The 15,517-nt window shown below is 64.1% G+C and carries 20 protein-coding genes; 6 read left to right on the top strand and 14 right to left on the bottom strand.

Features of this window, described 5'->3' with window-relative positions:
- The first annotated feature begins 232 nt into the window (after positions 1 to 232).
- Entirely contained in the window at positions 233 to 1,018 is a 786-nt protein-coding gene (locus ACV1FX_RS31745) for a GGDEF domain-containing protein (protein WP_473121478.1), read from the top strand.
- Between the two features lie 178 nt (positions 1,019 to 1,196).
- Here the strand turns inward: ACV1FX_RS31745 and ACV1FX_RS31750 are convergent, their stop codons facing one another.
- The 8 genes from ACV1FX_RS31750 to ACV1FX_RS31785 form a co-directional block, all read right to left on the bottom strand.
- Positions 1,197 to 1,601, bottom strand: a complete 405-nt coding sequence (locus ACV1FX_RS31750) for a GFA family protein (RefSeq protein ID WP_473121479.1) — start codon at positions 1,599 to 1,601, stop codon at positions 1,197 to 1,199.
- A 229-nt stretch (positions 1,602 to 1,830) separates the two neighbouring features.
- Positions 1,831 to 3,279 (bottom strand): ammonium transporter, encoded by a 1,449-nt coding sequence (locus ACV1FX_RS31755; RefSeq protein ID WP_473121480.1) that lies wholly within the window; start codon positions 3,277 to 3,279, stop codon positions 1,831 to 1,833.
- A gap of 37 nt (positions 3,280 to 3,316) precedes the next feature.
- Positions 3,317 to 3,655: a P-II family nitrogen regulator gene (locus ACV1FX_RS31760; protein ID WP_280709846.1), complete on the bottom strand. Its 339-nt coding sequence runs from the start codon at positions 3,653 to 3,655 to the stop codon at positions 3,317 to 3,319.
- A gap of 332 nt (positions 3,656 to 3,987) precedes the next feature.
- The gene (locus ACV1FX_RS31765; RefSeq protein ID WP_473121481.1) at positions 3,988 to 4,590 is read right to left on the bottom strand and encodes an ATP-dependent Clp protease proteolytic subunit; all 603 of its coding nucleotides are present in this window, start codon (positions 4,588 to 4,590) and stop codon (positions 3,988 to 3,990) included.
- A 41-nt stretch (positions 4,591 to 4,631) separates the two neighbouring features.
- Positions 4,632 to 4,985, bottom strand: coding sequence for an SRPBCC family protein (locus ACV1FX_RS31770; protein ID WP_473121482.1), 354 nt, complete (start codon positions 4,983 to 4,985; stop codon positions 4,632 to 4,634).
- A gap of 60 nt (positions 4,986 to 5,045) precedes the next feature.
- Positions 5,046 to 5,360, bottom strand: coding sequence for an ArsR/SmtB family transcription factor (locus ACV1FX_RS31775; RefSeq protein ID WP_211383744.1), 315 nt, complete (start codon positions 5,358 to 5,360; stop codon positions 5,046 to 5,048).
- A 93-nt stretch (positions 5,361 to 5,453) separates the two neighbouring features.
- Positions 5,454 to 6,761 carry an ammonium transporter gene (locus ACV1FX_RS31780; protein ID WP_473121483.1) on the bottom strand — a complete coding sequence of 436 codons (1,308 nt, stop codon included), beginning with the start codon at positions 6,759 to 6,761 and terminating at the stop codon, positions 5,454 to 5,456.
- A 71-nt stretch (positions 6,762 to 6,832) separates the two neighbouring features.
- Positions 6,833 to 7,171, bottom strand: a complete 339-nt coding sequence (locus ACV1FX_RS31785) for a P-II family nitrogen regulator (RefSeq protein WP_254101593.1) — start codon at positions 7,169 to 7,171, stop codon at positions 6,833 to 6,835.
- Positions 7,172 to 7,416: 245 nt separating this feature from the next.
- Between ACV1FX_RS31785 and ACV1FX_RS31790 the strand changes: the two genes are divergently transcribed.
- Positions 7,417 to 8,307, top strand: coding sequence for a DUF4339 domain-containing protein (locus tag ACV1FX_RS31790; protein WP_473121484.1), 891 nt, complete (start codon positions 7,417 to 7,419; stop codon positions 8,305 to 8,307).
- A 5-nt stretch (positions 8,308 to 8,312) separates the two neighbouring features.
- On the opposite strand, the gene tesB is transcribed toward ACV1FX_RS31790, so the two are convergent.
- Positions 8,313 to 9,176: an acyl-CoA thioesterase II gene (gene tesB, locus ACV1FX_RS31795; RefSeq protein ID WP_473121485.1), complete on the bottom strand. Its 864-nt coding sequence runs from the start codon at positions 9,174 to 9,176 to the stop codon at positions 8,313 to 8,315.
- 200 nt (positions 9,177 to 9,376) lie between these two features.
- On the opposite strand from tesB, the gene ACV1FX_RS31800 reads away from it, so the two are divergent.
- On the top strand, positions 9,377 to 10,597 hold the full coding sequence (locus ACV1FX_RS31800) for a ubiquinone biosynthesis hydroxylase (RefSeq protein WP_473121486.1): 1,221 nt from the start codon (positions 9,377 to 9,379) through the stop codon (positions 10,595 to 10,597).
- A 212-nt stretch (positions 10,598 to 10,809) separates the two neighbouring features.
- Here the strand turns inward: ACV1FX_RS31800 and ACV1FX_RS31805 are convergent, their stop codons facing one another.
- Positions 10,810 to 11,007 carry a Trm112 family protein gene (locus ACV1FX_RS31805; RefSeq protein ID WP_283038963.1) on the bottom strand — a complete coding sequence of 66 codons (198 nt, stop codon included), beginning with the start codon at positions 11,005 to 11,007 and terminating at the stop codon, positions 10,810 to 10,812.
- Positions 11,004 to 11,198, bottom strand: coding sequence for a hypothetical protein (locus tag ACV1FX_RS31810; protein WP_473121487.1), 195 nt, complete (start codon positions 11,196 to 11,198; stop codon positions 11,004 to 11,006). Before ACV1FX_RS31810 ends, ACV1FX_RS31805 begins: the two co-directional genes overlap by 4 nt.
- A 185-nt stretch (positions 11,199 to 11,383) precedes the next feature.
- Here ACV1FX_RS31810 and ACV1FX_RS31815 point away from each other — a divergent pair, with 185 nt between their 5' ends.
- Both ACV1FX_RS31815 and ACV1FX_RS31820 read left to right on the top strand, forming a co-directional pair.
- On the top strand, positions 11,384 to 11,716 hold the full coding sequence (locus ACV1FX_RS31815; protein ID WP_473121488.1) for a cupredoxin domain-containing protein: 333 nt from the start codon (positions 11,384 to 11,386) through the stop codon (positions 11,714 to 11,716).
- Between the two features lie 10 nt (positions 11,717 to 11,726).
- Positions 11,727 to 12,557: an FTR1 family iron permease gene (locus ACV1FX_RS31820; protein WP_473121489.1), complete on the top strand. Its 831-nt coding sequence runs from the start codon at positions 11,727 to 11,729 to the stop codon at positions 12,555 to 12,557.
- Between the two features lie 203 nt (positions 12,558 to 12,760).
- On the opposite strand, the gene ACV1FX_RS31825 is transcribed toward ACV1FX_RS31820, so the two are convergent.
- Positions 12,761 to 13,294 (bottom strand): TetR/AcrR family transcriptional regulator, encoded by a 534-nt coding sequence (locus ACV1FX_RS31825; protein ID WP_473121490.1) that lies wholly within the window; start codon positions 13,292 to 13,294, stop codon positions 12,761 to 12,763.
- A 91-nt stretch (positions 13,295 to 13,385) separates the two neighbouring features.
- On the opposite strand from ACV1FX_RS31825, the gene ACV1FX_RS31830 reads away from it, so the two are divergent.
- On the top strand, positions 13,386 to 13,736 hold the full coding sequence (locus tag ACV1FX_RS31830) for a hypothetical protein (protein WP_473121491.1): 351 nt from the start codon (positions 13,386 to 13,388) through the stop codon (positions 13,734 to 13,736).
- Between the two features lie 4 nt (positions 13,737 to 13,740).
- Here the strand turns inward: ACV1FX_RS31830 and ACV1FX_RS31835 are convergent, their stop codons facing one another.
- Together ACV1FX_RS31835 and trxA are read right to left on the bottom strand one after the other, a co-directional pair.
- On the bottom strand, positions 13,741 to 14,418 hold the full coding sequence (locus ACV1FX_RS31835) for an LON peptidase substrate-binding domain-containing protein (protein ID WP_473121492.1): 678 nt from the start codon (positions 14,416 to 14,418) through the stop codon (positions 13,741 to 13,743).
- A 72-nt stretch (positions 14,419 to 14,490) separates the two neighbouring features.
- Positions 14,491 to 15,414, bottom strand: a complete 924-nt coding sequence (trxA, locus tag ACV1FX_RS31840) for a thioredoxin (RefSeq protein ID WP_473121493.1) — start codon at positions 15,412 to 15,414, stop codon at positions 14,491 to 14,493.
- Positions 15,415 to 15,517: the final 103 nt, after the last annotated feature.

Below are 15,517 nucleotides of genomic sequence, written 5' to 3' on the forward strand. Positions count from 1 at the left end.
ACCATAGATAGGGCGAGGTTAAGACGCGATTAACCATCGGTCGGTCCCCCCGTCCAGGGCCGAATAATTGCCGCCGCTGACAAGGAGATGCGCGGCATCGACGGTTCCGTTTCCCGGCATTTTAGGCAAGCTCGTCGCGCATCATTAACCCCCTGCCCCAAGATGGTCTTCGCGGCGGCGCTTCGCTCGTCCCGCCGGTGTTATGGCTGTTGGCGACAAGCGGGGGCGGCGCGTGACCATTCAGATTGCGACACATGGCGATGTTCTTCGTCACACGGCAAGACGCGCGGCGATCGCCGCCGGCCTGACCATCGTGATGACCGCAGCGACGCTGCTGCTGCACCTCGGCACGGATTTCAGCGCCACGGTGAGCGTCGGCTACATCATCGGCTTCAGCCTCTGTATCGCCACCGCGATCTCGGCGTCGCTGTCCGGCGCGCTCAGCTATCGCTCGGCGCTTGTGATGCAGGAACTGACGCTGACTCGCAGGGAGCTTGCGCGCATCTCCCAGACCGACCAGCTCACCGGCCTGTTCAACCGCCGCGGCTTCGATGACGCGGCTGCGCTCGCGCTGACCTCGGCGCGCAAGCGCAGCGTGCCGGTCACGGTGTTCTTGTGCGACATCGATCATTTCAAATCGATCAACGACCGCTTCGGCCATGACGCCGGCGACAAGGTGCTGGTCGAGGTCGCCGACGTGCTGCGGCAGCTTGCGCGGACAGAGGGCGTGCTGGTCGCGCGCTATGGCGGCGAGGAATTTGCCGGCCTCATGGTCGGCGTCACCCGCGAGCAGGCCGAGCGCCATGCCGAGGCGCTGCGCACGACCTGCGCGAGCCGCGAAATCCCGATCGGTGAAAACCTCGAATGCGTCACCATCAGCCTCGGTTTCACGGTGTCCTGTGCCGATGCCGAGCTCGCCGAGCTGATCCGGATCGCCGACCGCGCGCTCTATGCCGCCAAGCGCCGCGGCCGGGATCGCGTGGTCGAAGCCGACGAGCGCGCGCTCGTCGCGGCGTGATCATTGCCACGAAGAAGGTGTGCACCCTCTCCCGCTTGCGGGAGAGGGTGTTTCCACAATCGAGACTCCCTGAGTGGGGAGAGCCCCCACCCGGCGCTTCGCGCCGACCTCCCCCGCAAGCGGGAGAGGTTGAACGAGCCCGCGGCCCCACATCGATTCAAACTAAAGCCGTTCCACTTTAGCGCGGTGGCAGCTTCTCAAAGGTCGGGATGCCCGCGGGGATCTGGTGGAATTCCTGCTTGTCGCAGGTGTAGATCGCCAATTGCGGATGGAACTGTGAAGGATCGTCCAGCGTGCCGACCTTCACGATCGCGGCCGGCAGGCCCGGCACTTTCGTCACCAGATGGGTGCCGCACTCGGCGCAGAATTCCCGCGTCACCGCACGTTCGAGGTCCTTGCGGGTGAATTGCTTGGGCTGGCCGGTGATGTAGGTGAAGCCGCCTGCCGGCATGGCGATGAACGTGTTGGGCTCGCCGCCCGAGATGTACTGGCATTCGCGGCAATGGCATTGCGCCTGCATCATCGGATCGCCCTCGGCAACGTAACGCACCTCGCCGCAATAGCATCCACCTTCGAGCCGCATGACGACCTCCCTTTTGTTGTTCGTTGAGGCCGCTATTTCTGCGCCGGCATTGCTGCTTGGCAATACCTTTTCTTGCCCTTTCTTTTTCACGGGCCGTCAAAAAAGGATCAAAAAGAAAGGGGCTCCAACTTGCGCTGGAGCCCCTCAACGGTCGGGGCATTGCCGGGTATGTGCCCAAACCGTAGTTCTGGATGCGATCCCCGAAGAGATCGCATCCGGGAGGAGAGCGTTACATGTTGTAGGCGCGCTCGGTGTGCTCGGTGATGTCGAGGCCTTCACGCTCGGTCTCGACATTGGCGCGCAGGCCGACGATCACGTCGACGACCTTGTAGAGGATCGCCGAGCCGATGCCCGACCACACCAGCGTGGTGCCGACGCCCCAGGTCTGGGAGATCATCTGTGCCACCAGGTCGTAATCGGCAACCTTCGGCGGGATCGCGGTGTAGTCGATGATGCCCGCACCACCCAGCGCCGGGTTGACGAGGATGCCGGTGCCGAGCGCGCCGACGATGCCGCCGACGCAATGCACGCCGAACACATCGAGGGAGTCATCGTAGCCGAGCGCGTTCTTCACAACGGTGCAGAAGAACAGGCAGACGATGCCGACGACGAGTCCGAGCACGATCGCACCCATCGGACCGGAGAAGCCGGCCGCAGGCGTAACCGCCACGAGGCCCGCGACGGCGCCCGAGAGCGCGCCGAGCACGGAAGGATGACCCTTCACGATCCACTCCGCGAACATCCACGACAGCGCGGCGGCCGCGGTGGCGACGAAGGAGTTGGTCATGGCGAGCGCAGCGCCGCCGTTGGCTTCCAGGTTGGAGCCGGCGTTGAAGCCGAACCAGCCCACCCAGAGCAGCGAGGCGCCGATCATGGTCATGGTCAGCGAGTGCGGGGCCATCAGCTCCTTGCCGTAGCCGGTGCGCTTGCCGATCAGGAGGGCACCAACGAGACCGGCGATGCCGGCGTTGATGTGCACCACGGTGCCGCCCGCGAAGTCGATCGCGCCCTTCTTGAAGATCCAGCCGGCATCGGCGTTGATCTCGTCGAGCTTGGCCTGGGCCGCCGTCTTCGCCGCCGCATCACCCGCCGCAGCCAGAGCCTTGGCAGCGTCCTGGATCGCGTCCGGACCCGGCCAGTACCAGACCATGTGCGCGATCGGGAAGTAGATCAGCGTGACCCAGAGCGGGATGAACAGCGCGATCGCCGAGAACTTCATGCGCTCGGCAAAGGCGCCGACGATGAGGGCGGGCGTGATCGCCGCGAAGGTCATCTGGAAGCAGACATAGACCAGCTCCGAGATGTTGGCATCGACGCTGAAGGTCGCGACCTTCGAATCCGTCGTGATGCCCATCATGAAGGCCTTGGAGAAGCCGCCGATGAAGTCGGAACCGCCGGTGAAGGCGAGGCTGTAGCCGTAGAGGGCCCAGAGCACGGTGACGACGCAGACCGTGTAGAAGACCTGGGCGAGAACCGAGAGCATGTTCTTGGAGCGGACGAGGCCGCCATAGAACAGCGCAAGACCCGGGATCGTCATCAACAGCACGAGCACTGTCGATGTCAGCATCCAGGCGTTATCCCCCTTGTTGACCGTTGGCTCGGCGTAGGCTGCGGTCGCAGCGAACATGCCGACTGCGAGGGCGGCCAGTCCCGCGCCGTAGGGACGCTTAAACGTCATTTCATTTTCTCCTGATTCGATAAGGTTGAGCGCGAAATCAAAGTGCCGCGGCGTCGGCCTCGCCGGTGCGGATGCGAACCGCGTGGTCGAGGCTGATGACGAAGATCTTGCCGTCGCCGATCTGCCCGGTTTTGGCAGCCGACGTGATGGCGTCGATGGTCTTGTCGACCTGCTCGGAGGCGACGGCGACCTCGATCTTGATCTTGGGCAGGAAGCTCACGGCGTATTCGGCGCCGCGATAGATTTCCGTATGGCCCTTCTGCCGGCCATATCCCTTGACTTCCGTCACCGTGAGACCGTGAACGCCGATGGCGGTCAGGGCGTCCCGGACTTCTTCCAGCTTGAATGGCTTAATAATCGCCATAACAATTTTCATGGGTCCTATCCCCGCTTGGGCCCGGTCCGGACGTGGCCGGGCGTTCTCGACTGGTTCACCACGAGGAGAAGCTTCACACCGCGGGCACAGCCGGGCCCTACAGAATCAAATGCCGTGCCAGATCGGCGTCGTTGCCTAACGGATTATGAATGCGAGGCTTTTCCCGCTTTGCGGGTGTCACGCTGCACTGCGCTAATACGTCGCGCTCAAAACATAGCCATGCCTGCTCAAAACGAATGCAGGACAGGCTGCCGACACAATGTTGCTCACGCGTCGGGCAGCGAAAGGTGCCATGATACAGACCGGCGCCTACGGAAGCGCCGCGGGGGCCATCAGGCGGCGGCGCGCTCCGCAAACACCCTGTCGATCAATCCCCATTCGACGGCCTGCTGCGCGGTCATGAAGTGGTCGCGGTCCAGCGTCCGTTCCACCTCCTCCTCGCCCCGCCCGCAATGTCGCGCATAGAGCCGAATGATGCGCCGCTTGGTCTCCTGCATTTCGGTGGCGTGGATCAGGATGTCGGACGCCTGTCCCTGGAAGCCGCCGAGGGGCTGATGGACGTGGAGGCTCGCATTGGGCAGGGCGGCGCGATGACCGGGCTCGCCGGCCATCAGCAGGAACGACCCCATGGAGCGCGCGGTGCCCATGCAGAGCGTATGGACCGGCGCCTTGATGAACTGCATGGTGTCGTACATCGCAAGTCCGCTGGTGATCACGCCGCCATAGGAGTTGATGTAGAGATTGATCGGCTTGTTCGGGTTCTCGGCCTCCAGGAACAAGAGCTGCGCGCAGACCAACCCGGACATGGCATCATTGACCTCGCCGTTGAGGAAGATGATGCGCTCGCGCAAGAGGCGGGAGTAGATGTCGAAGGATCGCTCGCCGCGGCTCGACTGTTCGACGACCATAGGGACGAGCTGAAGCATGTCGCGCATCGGCGACCTCCATGTCTGCAGGTGATGAAGTCTGTTTTCCGTCAGGCCGCGCGCATCAGGCAGCAATTGGTGTTGGCCGGCTTCGGCAGCGTTATGCGCTCGTCGCAGGCTCGCTGGATGATGCGAAAGCGGGTGCCGCCGTCCTCGTTCGGCTCGATCCGGAAGATGACATGGCTTTCGCGAAACGGCGGTTCGGAGTCACGAAGCCGGTAGCGCACCTCTTCGCCCGCGATCGATGATTCGGGCTCGGCGCCGGCGAGATCGCAATCCGGCAGCCAGCGTTCGCGCAGCGCCGGAATGGTCACGGCGCGCCAGACCTTTGCCGGCGGCGCGTCGAAGTCATATTCGAGCACCAGGGCTGCGTCGGACTGATCAGACTTCGCTGCGTCGCTCATAGATCCATGTCCTTATTGGTCCAAGTCCTTATTGATCCAAGTCCTTATTGATCCAAGTCCTTATTGATCCATGTCCTTCAAGAGATCGGCGAGCGCTTCCATGCGCTTCGGCCAGTAGGCGCGATAGCGCGCAAGCCATGTCCCGATGGTGGCGATGCCGTCCGGGTCGACCTCGTAGTTCACAAATCGGCCCTGCCGCTGTTCGCGCACGAGACCTGCTGCCCGCAGAACCGCGAGGTGCTGCGACATCGCCGGTTGGCTGATCTCCAATCCGTCGCGCAAAGCGCTGGCGTTCAGGCTTCCGCCAGCGAGCTTTTCAAAGACCTTTCGGCGCGTCGGGTCAGCCAGCGCCTTGAAGATGTCGGCTTCGATCATGGCAACACATAAGCATATGCTTATGTGTTGCGCAAGCCCGAAGCGGGCGGAGCCTGTCCGATGCTGCGAGCGACCCGCAGGGAATGGATTGTCCTACTGCAACGCCTCGCCGTGCTGGGAAATGTCGAGGCCTTCCAATTCGTGCTCGCGCGAGACGCGCAGCGGCACGAAAAGGGCCACGAGCTTGAGCAGGACGAAGCTCGCGCCCGCCGACCAGACGAAGGTCACCGAGACGCCGTAGAGCTGGATCAGCACCTGCTCCGGATGGTTCTCGAGCAGGCCGGCCGTTCCGCCGATCGCACTCGTCGCAAACACGCCGGCGAGCAGGGTTCCGGTCAATCCGCCGATGCCATGCACCCCGAACACGTCGAGTGAATCGTCATATTTGAAGCGGTGCTTCAGCCAGGTGCAGGCCCAGTAGCAGACGAGACCGGCGATGACGCCGATGACGATGCCGTGCCATGGCGCCACGAAGCCCGACGCCGGCGTGATGGTACCGAGGCCTGCCACGGCGCCCGAGATCATGCCGAGCACCGAGGGCTTGCGCCGCGTCGACCATTCGAGCGCGCCCCAGGTCACGGCGCCGGAGCAGGCTGCAAGATGCGTGGCGATGATCGCCATCACCGCGTGTGAATTGGCCGCGTAGGCGGAGCCGCCGTTAAAGCCGAACCAGCCGACCCACAGCAGTCCGGTGCCCACCACCGCGAGCGACAGATCGAACGGCGAAAGGTTCTCGCTGCCATAGCCATGGCGGTTTCCCATCACCTTCGCCGCCACCAGCCCGCCGGTGCCCGCGGAGAGATGCACGACGAGGCCGCCGGCAAAATCCAGCACGCCCATATTGGCGAGAAAACCGCCGCCCCAGATCCAGTGCGCCAATGGAATGTAGACGAACATGAACCAGCCGATCGAAAACAGCAGATAGGCCGAGAAGCGCATGCGGTCGGCGACCGAGCCTGCGACCAGTGCGACCGTGATGATCGCGAAGGTCATCTGGTAAAGCATGAACAGAGCTTCCGGGATCGTCTTCGCCGCCGGATGCACGCTGTCCATGGTCATGCCGACAAGAAACCAGCGATCGAGCGTGCCGAGCCACGGACCGTCGCCGACGAAAGCCAGCGAATAGCCGAACGCGACCCAGAGGATCGAGATCAGCGTCACCGCGGCCAGACTCTGCGCCATGGTCGCCAGCACGTTCTTCTTCCGCACCATGCCGGAGTAGAACAGCGCAAGCCCAGGGATCGTCATCATCAGCACCAGCGCGGTGGCGACGATCATCCAGGCGGTGTCGGCGGTGTTGATCTCGCTCGTCGCGGCGTGCGCCGGCGTCACCGGTGCAATCGCGGACAGCAGTCCGATCGGCGCAGCCATAGCGGCTGCGCGGCGCAAAGTAGCCGCCATGTCGTTTCCCTCAGCATGGAAAGCGAACGCGCGCGATGGCGTCATTGCCCGGCGCGTTCGAGGATCAGAATTCAGAGCGCGTCGCTGTCGGTCTCGCCGGTGCGGATGCGCAGCGCGTGGTCGATCGGCGTGACGAAGATCTTGCCGTCGCCGATCTGCCCGGTGCGCGCCGTCGAGGTGATGACGTTGACGGCCTTCTCGGCGATGTCGGAGGGCACCGCGATTTCGATCCTGAGCTTCGGCAGGAAGTTCACGACATATTCGGCGCCGCGATAGATTTCGGTATGGCCCTTCTGGCGGCCGTAGCCCTTCACCTCGGTGACGGTCATGCCGTGCACGCCGATCGCCGTCAGCGCCTGGCGGACCTCATCGAGCTTGAAGGGTTTGATGATCGCGACGACGAGTTTCATGGTCAGGCCTGTATCCCCGGGGCTTCGCCACACCATACGCAGGTGGCGCTGCGTCAATCTGGCATCTTTCTGGGCAAATGGCATAAAAATGTTGCAGGTTGAAGAGGGAAAAAGGCGAAGCCACCAAGACCGCCGCCTCTGTACAGAGCAGTCGGTCGTCCCCCACAATGCATTTTTGGCATGGAAGCGGTGAACCCAACCGTCCCGGCCGGTACAAAAGTATGTTTGAGGGAGGGGGGCGCGTCATGGCGAATTGGTTCTACGCATCCGACGGGAAGCAGCAGGGGCCCTATCCGGAGGGGCAATTCCGCGATCTCATTGCCCAGGGCGTGGTCCGCGCCGACACGCTGGTGTGGACCGAGGGCATGGCGGGCTGGCAGAAGGCTACCGAAATCCCGGGTTTGATGGCTGGCGGCCGCGCGCCGCCGATCGTTCCGGCAGGTGGTCCGCCCTCGATGGGCTCCGCCGGGAGCTATGGCGGCGGTTACAGCGGCGGTGGCTCTGCGCTCTCGATCGATTTCGGCATCCTGGAGTTCACGTGGCGGACCATCGTGATGCTGATCGGCACGATCCTGGTCATCCCGGCGCCCTGGGTGTTCGTCTGGTACACGCAATGGATCGTGACCTGCGTGAAGGTTCCGGGGCGGCCGAATCTCAGCTTCACCGGCAACGCGATGACGCTCGTGCCCTGGTTTTTCGGCTTCGTCGTTCTGATGATCGCAGTCAGGTTCACCGGCGTCCAGTTTCTCAACATGCTGGTCTCCATCCTCGAGGTCGTGCTGGCCTGGCTGCTGCTCAAATGGATGGTCGCGAACCTCGCCTCCAACGGGCAGCCGCTCGGCCTCAGTTTCACGGGCCCGGTCTGGACCTATATCGGCTGGAACCTGTTGTTCGCGATCTCCATCATCACCATCATCGGCTGGGCATGGGTCGCCGTGGCCCAGATCCGCTGGATATGCCGTAACATCGAGGGCACGCGGCGCGACATCGTCTTCAAGGGCTCCGGACTCGAGTTCCTCTGGCGCGCGGTCGTGGCTGCGATCCTCGCCAGCCTGATCATCCCGATTCCCTGGGTGTATCGCTGGATGATGGGCTGGATGGCCTCGCAGACCGAGCTCCTGCCGAAGGGCGCGTAGCCCTCTCAGGCCCTCCGCTCGCGCACGGAGCCTTCCTGCGCGACGGAGGCCACCAGCGTGCCATCGGGCTTGAAGATCAGGCCGCGGGTCAGGCCGCGGCCCGACTGCGCACTCGGCGAGTCCTGCGAATAGAGCAGCCATTCGTCGGCGCGGAACGGGCGGTGAAACCACATCGCATGATCGAGGCTCGCCGGCATCATGCGCTTGTCGAACAGCGTGCGGCCGTAGCGCGCCATCACCGCATCGAGCAGCGAGAAGTCCGAGGCATAGGCGAGCGCGCACATGTGCAGAGCCGGATCGTCCGGCAGCTTCGCTGCGGTCCTGATCCAGACGTGAATGCGGCCGTCCTCGATCTTCTGGCCGAAATAGCGACCGATCTCGACCGGCCGCAGCTCGATCGGACGGTCGGATTCATAATAGCGGCGGATGAAGTCCGGCATCTCGCGAAACATAGGCTGCTTCGCCACCTCCTCTGCCGTGAGCTTTTCCGGCGGCGGCACGTCCGGCATCTTGTCCTGGTGGTCGAAAGCACCCTCCTCCTCGGCATGGAACGACACCATGATCGAGAAGATGGCATTGCCATGCTGGATCGCGGTGACGCGCCGGGTCGAATAGCTCTTGCCGTCGCGCAGGCGTTCCACCTGGTAGATGATCGGCACCTGCGGGTCGCCCGGCAGGATGAAATAGCAATGCAGCGAATGCGGCAGCCGGCCCTCCACGGTGCGGCAGGCCGCGACCATCGCCTGGCCGATCACCTGCCCGCCGAACACCCGCTGCCAGCTCGTCTTCGGGCTGTTGCCGCGGAACAAATTCACCTCGAGCGGCTCGATATCGAGGATGGAGATGAGGTCGATCAGGCTTTTGGACATGGTGACGCTTTCAAAGGATTTCGTCATTCCGGGGCGCGCGTCAGCGCGAACCCGGAATCTCGAGCCGACAATCTCTGGATCCCGGGCTCGATGCTTCGCATCGCCCCGGAATGACAGTGAGAGGCGGCCCTTGTTTCACCGCACTGTTTCGCCCAGCTCAAGTCTGCTAGCAAGGCCAAGAGTTAGCCGGGATTCAGGGTATGTCGGTACAGGGTAGCATTGTCATTGGCGGCGGCGCATTTGCGGGCCTCGCGCTCGCGCTCGCATTGCGCCAGGGCCTCGGTCCAGACATTCCCGTGATCGTCGCCGATCCGGCGCTGGCCACACGGCCGAGCCGCGACCCACGCGCCACCGCCATCGTCGCGGCCTGCCGCCGGCTGTTCGAGGCGATCGACGCCTGGGACGACGTCAAGGGCGGCGCGCAGCCGATCCTCGACATGGTCGTGACCGATTCCAAGCTCGAGGACGTCACGCGTCCGGTGTTCCTGACCTTCGCCGGCGACGTCGAGCCCGGCGAGCCCTTTGCTCACATGATCGAGAACCGCCAGCTCATCGACGTGCTGGTCAAGCGGGCCGAAGCCGAAGGCATCGATCTTCGCGCCACCCCGGTTGCGTCCTATGACGCGCGCCCCGGCGGCATCGACGTGACGCTCGGCGACGGCAGCGTGGTCGCCGCGAGCCTCTTGATTGCGGCGGACGGCGCCAAGTCGAAGCTGCGCGAGCGCGCCGGCATCGCCACCCATGGCTGGGAATACGATCAATCCGGCATCGTCGTCACGGTCGGCCACGAGCGCGACCATGAGGGCCGCGCCGAGGAGCATTTCCTGCCCGCCGGTCCCTTCGCGATCCTGCCGCTTACGGGAAAGCGCTCCTCGCTGGTGTGGACGGAGCGCCGCACCGAGGCCGCACGCATCACGGCCTTGAGCGAGGACGACTTCCACAGCGAGCTCGAGCAGCGCTTTGGCCTGCATCTCGGTGAGATCAAGGCGCTGGACAAGCCGCGCGCATTTCCACTGTCCTATTTCGTCGCGCGCTCATTCATCGCCGAGCGTCTCGCGCTGGTCGGCGATGCCGCGCATGTCATCCATCCCATCGCGGGCCAGGGCCTCAACATGGGCCTGAAGGATGTCGCAGCCCTCGCCGAAGTGGTCGTCGATGCCGCGCGGCTCGGCATGGATATCGGCCAGGCCGACGTGCTCGAGCGCTACCAGCGCTGGCGGCGCTTTGACACCATGGCAATGGGGGTAGCGACCAATTCGCTGAACTTCCTGTTCTCCAACAGGTCGACGCTGCTGCGCACCGTGCGTGACATCGGCCTCGGCATCGTCGATCGCGCCCCTCCACTGAAGAATCTCTTCATCCGCCAGGCCGCCGGTCTCACCGGCGAGGTGCCGAAATTGTTGAAGGGCGAGGCGCTGTAAGGTTCACTGGCGCCCAACTCTCCGCTGTCGTCCCCGGGGCGCGCGAAGCGCGAGCCCGGGACCCATAACCACAGGAAGATGTTTGGCGAAGACTTTTTGTTACTAGCGTTGCGCCACAACCACTCCCTGTGGTTATGGGTCCCGGCCTTCGCCGGGACGACACCGAATTTGGTGCGCCAGCATTGCGCATCAAAATCACTGAGGCTTACGCTTCAATCAATCTTCCTCGCCTCCTCCGGCAGCATGATCGGGATGCCGTCGCGGATGGGATAGGCGAGCTTGGCGGAGCGCGAGATCAGCTCCTGCCTGGTAGCGTCGAATTCGAGCGGCCCCTTGGTCAGCGGGCACACCAGGATCTCCAGCAGCTTGGGATCGACGGTGGCTTCGGGGCGTTCGGTTGGCGTGGTCATGAATGGTCTCCGGCGGTGGTCCAGCCCTGAAGCATGATGCCGAAAAGTGTGAAACGGTTTTCCGGTAAGATCATGCTCAAACAACAACCTAAAGCGCGATGATGATTCATCTCGATCGCATCGCGCTTTAGCACAGAAAGCTGCGGCGTGTCGCCGCACAGGGTCCTCGGACGCTCTGCGATGCCTGGCACGACTGCACTTTCCGTGCGCCGTCATAACTTAGAATTGCTTTAGAGTAAGTCCTTTTGCGAAGGCGCCGCCTAGCCGCCAGCGCCGATTTTTGGTTTGCAGGACGTCAGCCGGCGCAGCCTGCGCTCGGCATCGATTGTGACCATTCCAAAGCCTCAGGACACGCCGATCCATGTATGCTTCGCTCATGCCAAGGTCATTCGCCCTCGCCGCACTCTGCATTGCTGCGATGCTGCCGCTCTCCGCCGCGAACGCAGAGCAGGCGACCGAACTCCAGATCGCCTATGATGGCGCGTTCCAGCCGACCGAGCTGCGCGCACCGGCCGGCAAGCCGATCACCGTCAAGGTCAAGAACAACACCGCCAAGGCGATGGAGTTCGAGAGCAAGACGCTGAAGGTCGAGAAGGTCATTCCGTCGAAGGGCGAAGCCGTCGTCAACGTCCGCGCCCAGAAGGCCGGCCGCTACGAGTTCTTCGACGAGTTCAACGAGAAGGCGCGCGGCACGCTCGTCGTCGAATAAGGGTCAGTTCGTGCTCGCTGCGCTCATCATCGTCTTCCGCGAAGTCTTCGAGGCCGGTCTGATCATCGGCATCGTGCTCGCGGTGACGCGAGCCGTTGCGCACCGCAATCGCTGGATCGTGGGCGGCGTGTTGGCGGGTGTTCTGGGCGCCTGCGTCGTCGCGGCGTTCGCGGGTGCCCTGTCGCAGCTCTTCGAGGGCATGGGACAGGAGCTGTTCAACGCGGCGATCCTTGCCGTCGCCGTCGTCATGCTGACCTGGCACAATGTCTGGATGGCGCGGCACGGCAAGGAGATGGCGGGCGAATTGCGCGCCGTCGGCCAGGCCGTCGCTGAAGGCTCCAAATCGCTGCTGGCGCTTGCCGTGGTCGTCGGGGTCGCGGTGCTGCGCGAAGGCAGCGAGGTGGCGCTGTTTCTCTACGGCGTGGCCGCATCCGATGGCGGCACGGCGACGAGCCTTCTGCTGGGCGGTCTGCTCGGCCTCGTGCTCGGCGGCGCGGTCTGCCTCCTCACCTATTTCGGCCTGTTGCGGATTCCGCCGCGCGCGCTGTTCACGACCACGACGGTGCTCATCACGCTGCTCGCGGCCGGCATGGCCGCGCAGGCGGTCTCGTTCCTCGAACGCGCCAATTGGCTCACCGCGCTCGACACCGTGGTATGGGATACGAGCTGGCTGCTCTCCGAGGACAGCATCCTGGGCCGCACCCTGCACACGCTGATCGGCTACACCGACCAGCCGACCGGAATGCAGCTCGTGATCTACGCCGCCGTTGTTCTCATCACGATCGCCCTGATGCGGCTGGTCGGCTCCGAGCCGCCCCGCCACGCAGTCGCCGCGGGCTGAATGCTAAGGATACGGTTTGATTGAGCCGCGGGCTCGCTCAAACCTCTCCCGCTTGCGGGAGAGGTCGGCGAAGCGCCGGGTGAGCGCTTTCTCCAATTGGGGATTGTCCGCTGCGGAGACACCCTCTCCCCAGCCCTCCCCCGCAGGCGGGGGAGGGAGCGTACCTCCCGCGCGGCAGCAAGCGAGCTCAATCTCATCACACCTTAGTTCGTGACCATCTGCATGAGCTCGTCGAGCAGCGTCTCCAGGCGTGCTGCCGGCAGCGGTGTGTTCGACAGCGCAAAGCCGAGAAATGTCCAGTACAGGATTTGCGCGCGCGCCTGCGCCCGCGCCGAAGCGAACCCGCGCTTTTCGAGCAGCTCTTTGATGTAGTCGAGCCGCCGGCGATCGATCGCGCGAACGGCGCCCTGTGCCGCCGGCTCGAACGCCGCCCAGTTGCGCACCGCGCGCTCCAGATCGAGCCGCGCGCCAAAACTCCGCCGCAACAGCGCGCGCAGCGGCTCGCGCTCGCCGCCCGCCTCCACATCGGCGATGACCTGCTCGGCCGCAATCTCGCGCCAGCGCTTCAGCACCGCGGCGTGGAACGCACCAAGATCGGCAAAGTGCCAGTAGAAGCTGCCGCGCGAGACACCGATCGCTTTCGCGAGCGGATCGGCCTTCAGCGCCGTGAAGCCGCTCTTCCTAAGCGCCTTCAGGCCTTGCCTGATCCAGTCGTCGGCGGATAGCTGTTCGGTCATGTCGGGTTCCGTCGGCCCGACCATACAGGAGTGTATTGACATCCGCCAGGCCCGGCATTAGTACCATACAGCACTGTATGGAGGTCGGCTCATGCGTGATCTGCTGCTGCAAGCCGCCGGATTGGCCACGATCATGGTGGCGCTCATTCACGGCGTTCTCGGCGAAACGAAAGTCTTCGCCCGTGCCAAAATCGAACCGGAACGTCTGCGGACCCTGATCCGCCTGGTCTGGCAGACCTCGACGGTCGCCTGGATCGGCGGCGGCGTGCTGCTGCTCGCCACGCCCTGGATGGCCTCCGAGCCGGCGCGCCACTGGATCGTGATCACGATGGCCATCGTGTTCGGCTTCGCCGCCTTCGCCAACGCCTGGGCAACGCGCGGTCGCCACTTCGGCTGGATGGCATTGAGCGCGGTCGTGGCGATGGCAGTCGCAGGTTATTAGCGGATTACTGCAGCGGTGGATCGCCGCTGGTGCGCTTCTTGGCGAGATCCATCTCGGTGACCGCGATCAGGATTTCGGCTCGGGTCTTGAGGTCGGGCGCTTCCAGCATCGCCTGCTTTTCCGCCGGCCCGTAGGGCGACATCATCGCCAGCGCATTGACCAGCGCCTCGTTGGGCGCGCTCTCGACGCCTTCCCAGTCGACCTTGAGGTTGTTGGCCTTCAGGAAGTCGGCCAGCGCCACCAGGAGCGCCTCGCGGTTGACCGCCTCCTCGCCCTTTCGTGCGGTGAAATCGTCCGTGAAGGCGAAGAAGTCCACCTTGCACTGCCGGTAGGACGTCAGCACTTCGAGCTCCTGGACCACCTTGAAGCGGGCAATGCCGGTGAGCTCGAGGATGTAGCGGCCGTCGCCGGATTCAGCTAGCTGGGTGATGCGGCCGACGCAGCCGACGTTGAACAGCGCCGGCTTGTCCGAATTTTTCGGCGAATGCGCCACGTCCGGCTGGATCATGCCGATCAGCCGATGGCCGTCGCGCAGGGAGTCATCGACCATTGCGAGGTAACGCGGCTCGAAGATGTTGAGCGGCATCTGTCCGCGCGGCAACAGCAGCGCGCCGGGCAGCGGAAACACCGGGATGATCTCGGGTAGATCGGCGGGCCCGCGATATTCGATGTTGATCGGCATACCCCGTCCCCGCTGATCTACGTGGCGTCCATGGCTCAGAGCATGATCCGGAAAAAGATCATGCTCCAACAACTAAGAGAACAGGATCGTCGACAGCCGCTTGCGTCCCTCGACGGTCGCATCGTCGGCGCCGCCCCAGGCCTCGAAGAACTGGACGAGCTGCTTGCGCGCGCCATCGTCGTTCCATTTGCGGTCGCGCTTGACGATCTCGAGCAGCTGGTCAGTCGCTGCCGACCGGTTGCCTTGTGCATTGAGCGCGGTCGCAAGGTCGAACCGCGCCTGATGATCGAGCGGGTTTGCCGCGACTTTCTGTTCCAGCTCGGTAACCGGCCCGAGCGATTCGGCCTGCTCGGCGAGATCGATCGCCGCCTGCACCGCCTTCACCGCGGGATCATTGTGCTTGGACTCCGGCACCATGGCGAGCGTCTGCTTGGCCTGCTCGATCGCGCCCGAGGTGACGTAGCATTTCGCAAGGCCCGCGAGCGCGGCGATGTTGGTCGCATCGTGCGACAGCGCCTCGGCATAGATCTGCGCCGCGGCTTCGATGTCGCCCTCAGCGAGCACAGCGTCAGCTTCCTTCACGATCTCTGCGACATTGACCTCGCCCGGGGCGGTCACGCCCTTGGTCAGGCGCTCGATGAAGGCGTTGACCTGGCTCTCGGGCACTGCGCCCATGAAGCCGTCGGCCGGCTGGCCGTTGACGAAGGCGATCACGGCCGGAATCGACTGGATGCCCATCTGCCCCGGAATCGCCGGATGCTGGTCGATGTTCATCTTGACCAGCTTGACCTTGCCCTTGGCCGCCTTGACGGCCTTCTCCAGCACCGGCGTGAGCTGCTTGCAGGGGCCGCACCACTCGGCCCAGAAGTCGATCAGCACCGGCTGGCGCTTCGATTCCTCGATGACGTCCTTCACGAAGGTCTGGGTGGTCGTGTCCTTGATCAGATCGAGCGCAGCCTGGCCCGCCGCTCCGTTGCCCTGGTCAATGATCGTCACGGGAGTCCCCTCGTCTGAATTCCGGAAAGGCGGCTCTTTAGCACGATGCCGTCCCATATGCTGCTGTCCCGGCTCCTAAATTGGGCCGGGACGGCCGAATTTC

This window comes from Bradyrhizobium ingae (assembly GCF_055791185.1).

Excerpts from the sequence above, each read along its gene's own strand:
- ACV1FX_RS31750 (WP_473121479.1), bottom strand. The coding sequence starts at position 1,601 with ATGCGGCTCGAAGGTGGATGCTATTGCGGCGAGGTGCGTTACGTTGCC.
- ACV1FX_RS31755 (WP_473121480.1), bottom strand. The coding sequence starts at position 3,279 with ATGACGTTTAAGCGTCCCTACGGCGCGGGACTGGCCGCCCTCGCAGTC.
- ACV1FX_RS31760 (WP_280709846.1), bottom strand. The coding sequence starts at position 3,655 with ATGAAAATTGTTATGGCGATTATTAAGCCATTCAAGCTGGAAGAAGTC.
- ACV1FX_RS31765 (WP_473121481.1), bottom strand. The coding sequence starts at position 4,590 with ATGCGCGACATGCTTCAGCTCGTCCCTATGGTCGTCGAACAGTCGAGC.
- ACV1FX_RS31770 (WP_473121482.1), bottom strand. The coding sequence starts at position 4,985 with ATGAGCGACGCAGCGAAGTCTGATCAGTCCGACGCAGCCCTGGTGCTC.
- ACV1FX_RS31775 (WP_211383744.1), bottom strand. The coding sequence starts at position 5,360 with ATGATCGAAGCCGACATCTTCAAGGCGCTGGCTGACCCGACGCGCCGA.
- ACV1FX_RS31780 (WP_473121483.1), bottom strand. The coding sequence starts at position 6,761 with ATGGCGGCTACTTTGCGCCGCGCAGCCGCTATGGCTGCGCCGATCGGA.
- ACV1FX_RS31785 (WP_254101593.1), bottom strand. The coding sequence starts at position 7,171 with ATGAAACTCGTCGTCGCGATCATCAAACCCTTCAAGCTCGATGAGGTC.
- ACV1FX_RS31790 (WP_473121484.1), top strand. The coding sequence starts at position 7,417 with ATGGCGAATTGGTTCTACGCATCCGACGGGAAGCAGCAGGGGCCCTAT.
- tesB (WP_473121485.1), bottom strand. The coding sequence starts at position 9,176 with ATGTCCAAAAGCCTGATCGACCTCATCTCCATCCTCGATATCGAGCCG.
- ACV1FX_RS31800 (WP_473121486.1), top strand. The coding sequence starts at position 9,377 with ATGTCGGTACAGGGTAGCATTGTCATTGGCGGCGGCGCATTTGCGGGC.
- ACV1FX_RS31805 (WP_283038963.1), bottom strand. The coding sequence starts at position 11,007 with ATGACCACGCCAACCGAACGCCCCGAAGCCACCGTCGATCCCAAGCTG.
- ACV1FX_RS31815 (WP_473121488.1), top strand. The coding sequence starts at position 11,384 with ATGCCAAGGTCATTCGCCCTCGCCGCACTCTGCATTGCTGCGATGCTG.
- ACV1FX_RS31825 (WP_473121490.1), bottom strand. The coding sequence starts at position 13,294 with ATGACCGAACAGCTATCCGCCGACGACTGGATCAGGCAAGGCCTGAAG.
- ACV1FX_RS31830 (WP_473121491.1), top strand. The coding sequence starts at position 13,386 with ATGCGTGATCTGCTGCTGCAAGCCGCCGGATTGGCCACGATCATGGTG.
- ACV1FX_RS31835 (WP_473121492.1), bottom strand. The coding sequence starts at position 14,418 with ATGCCGATCAACATCGAATATCGCGGGCCCGCCGATCTACCCGAGATC.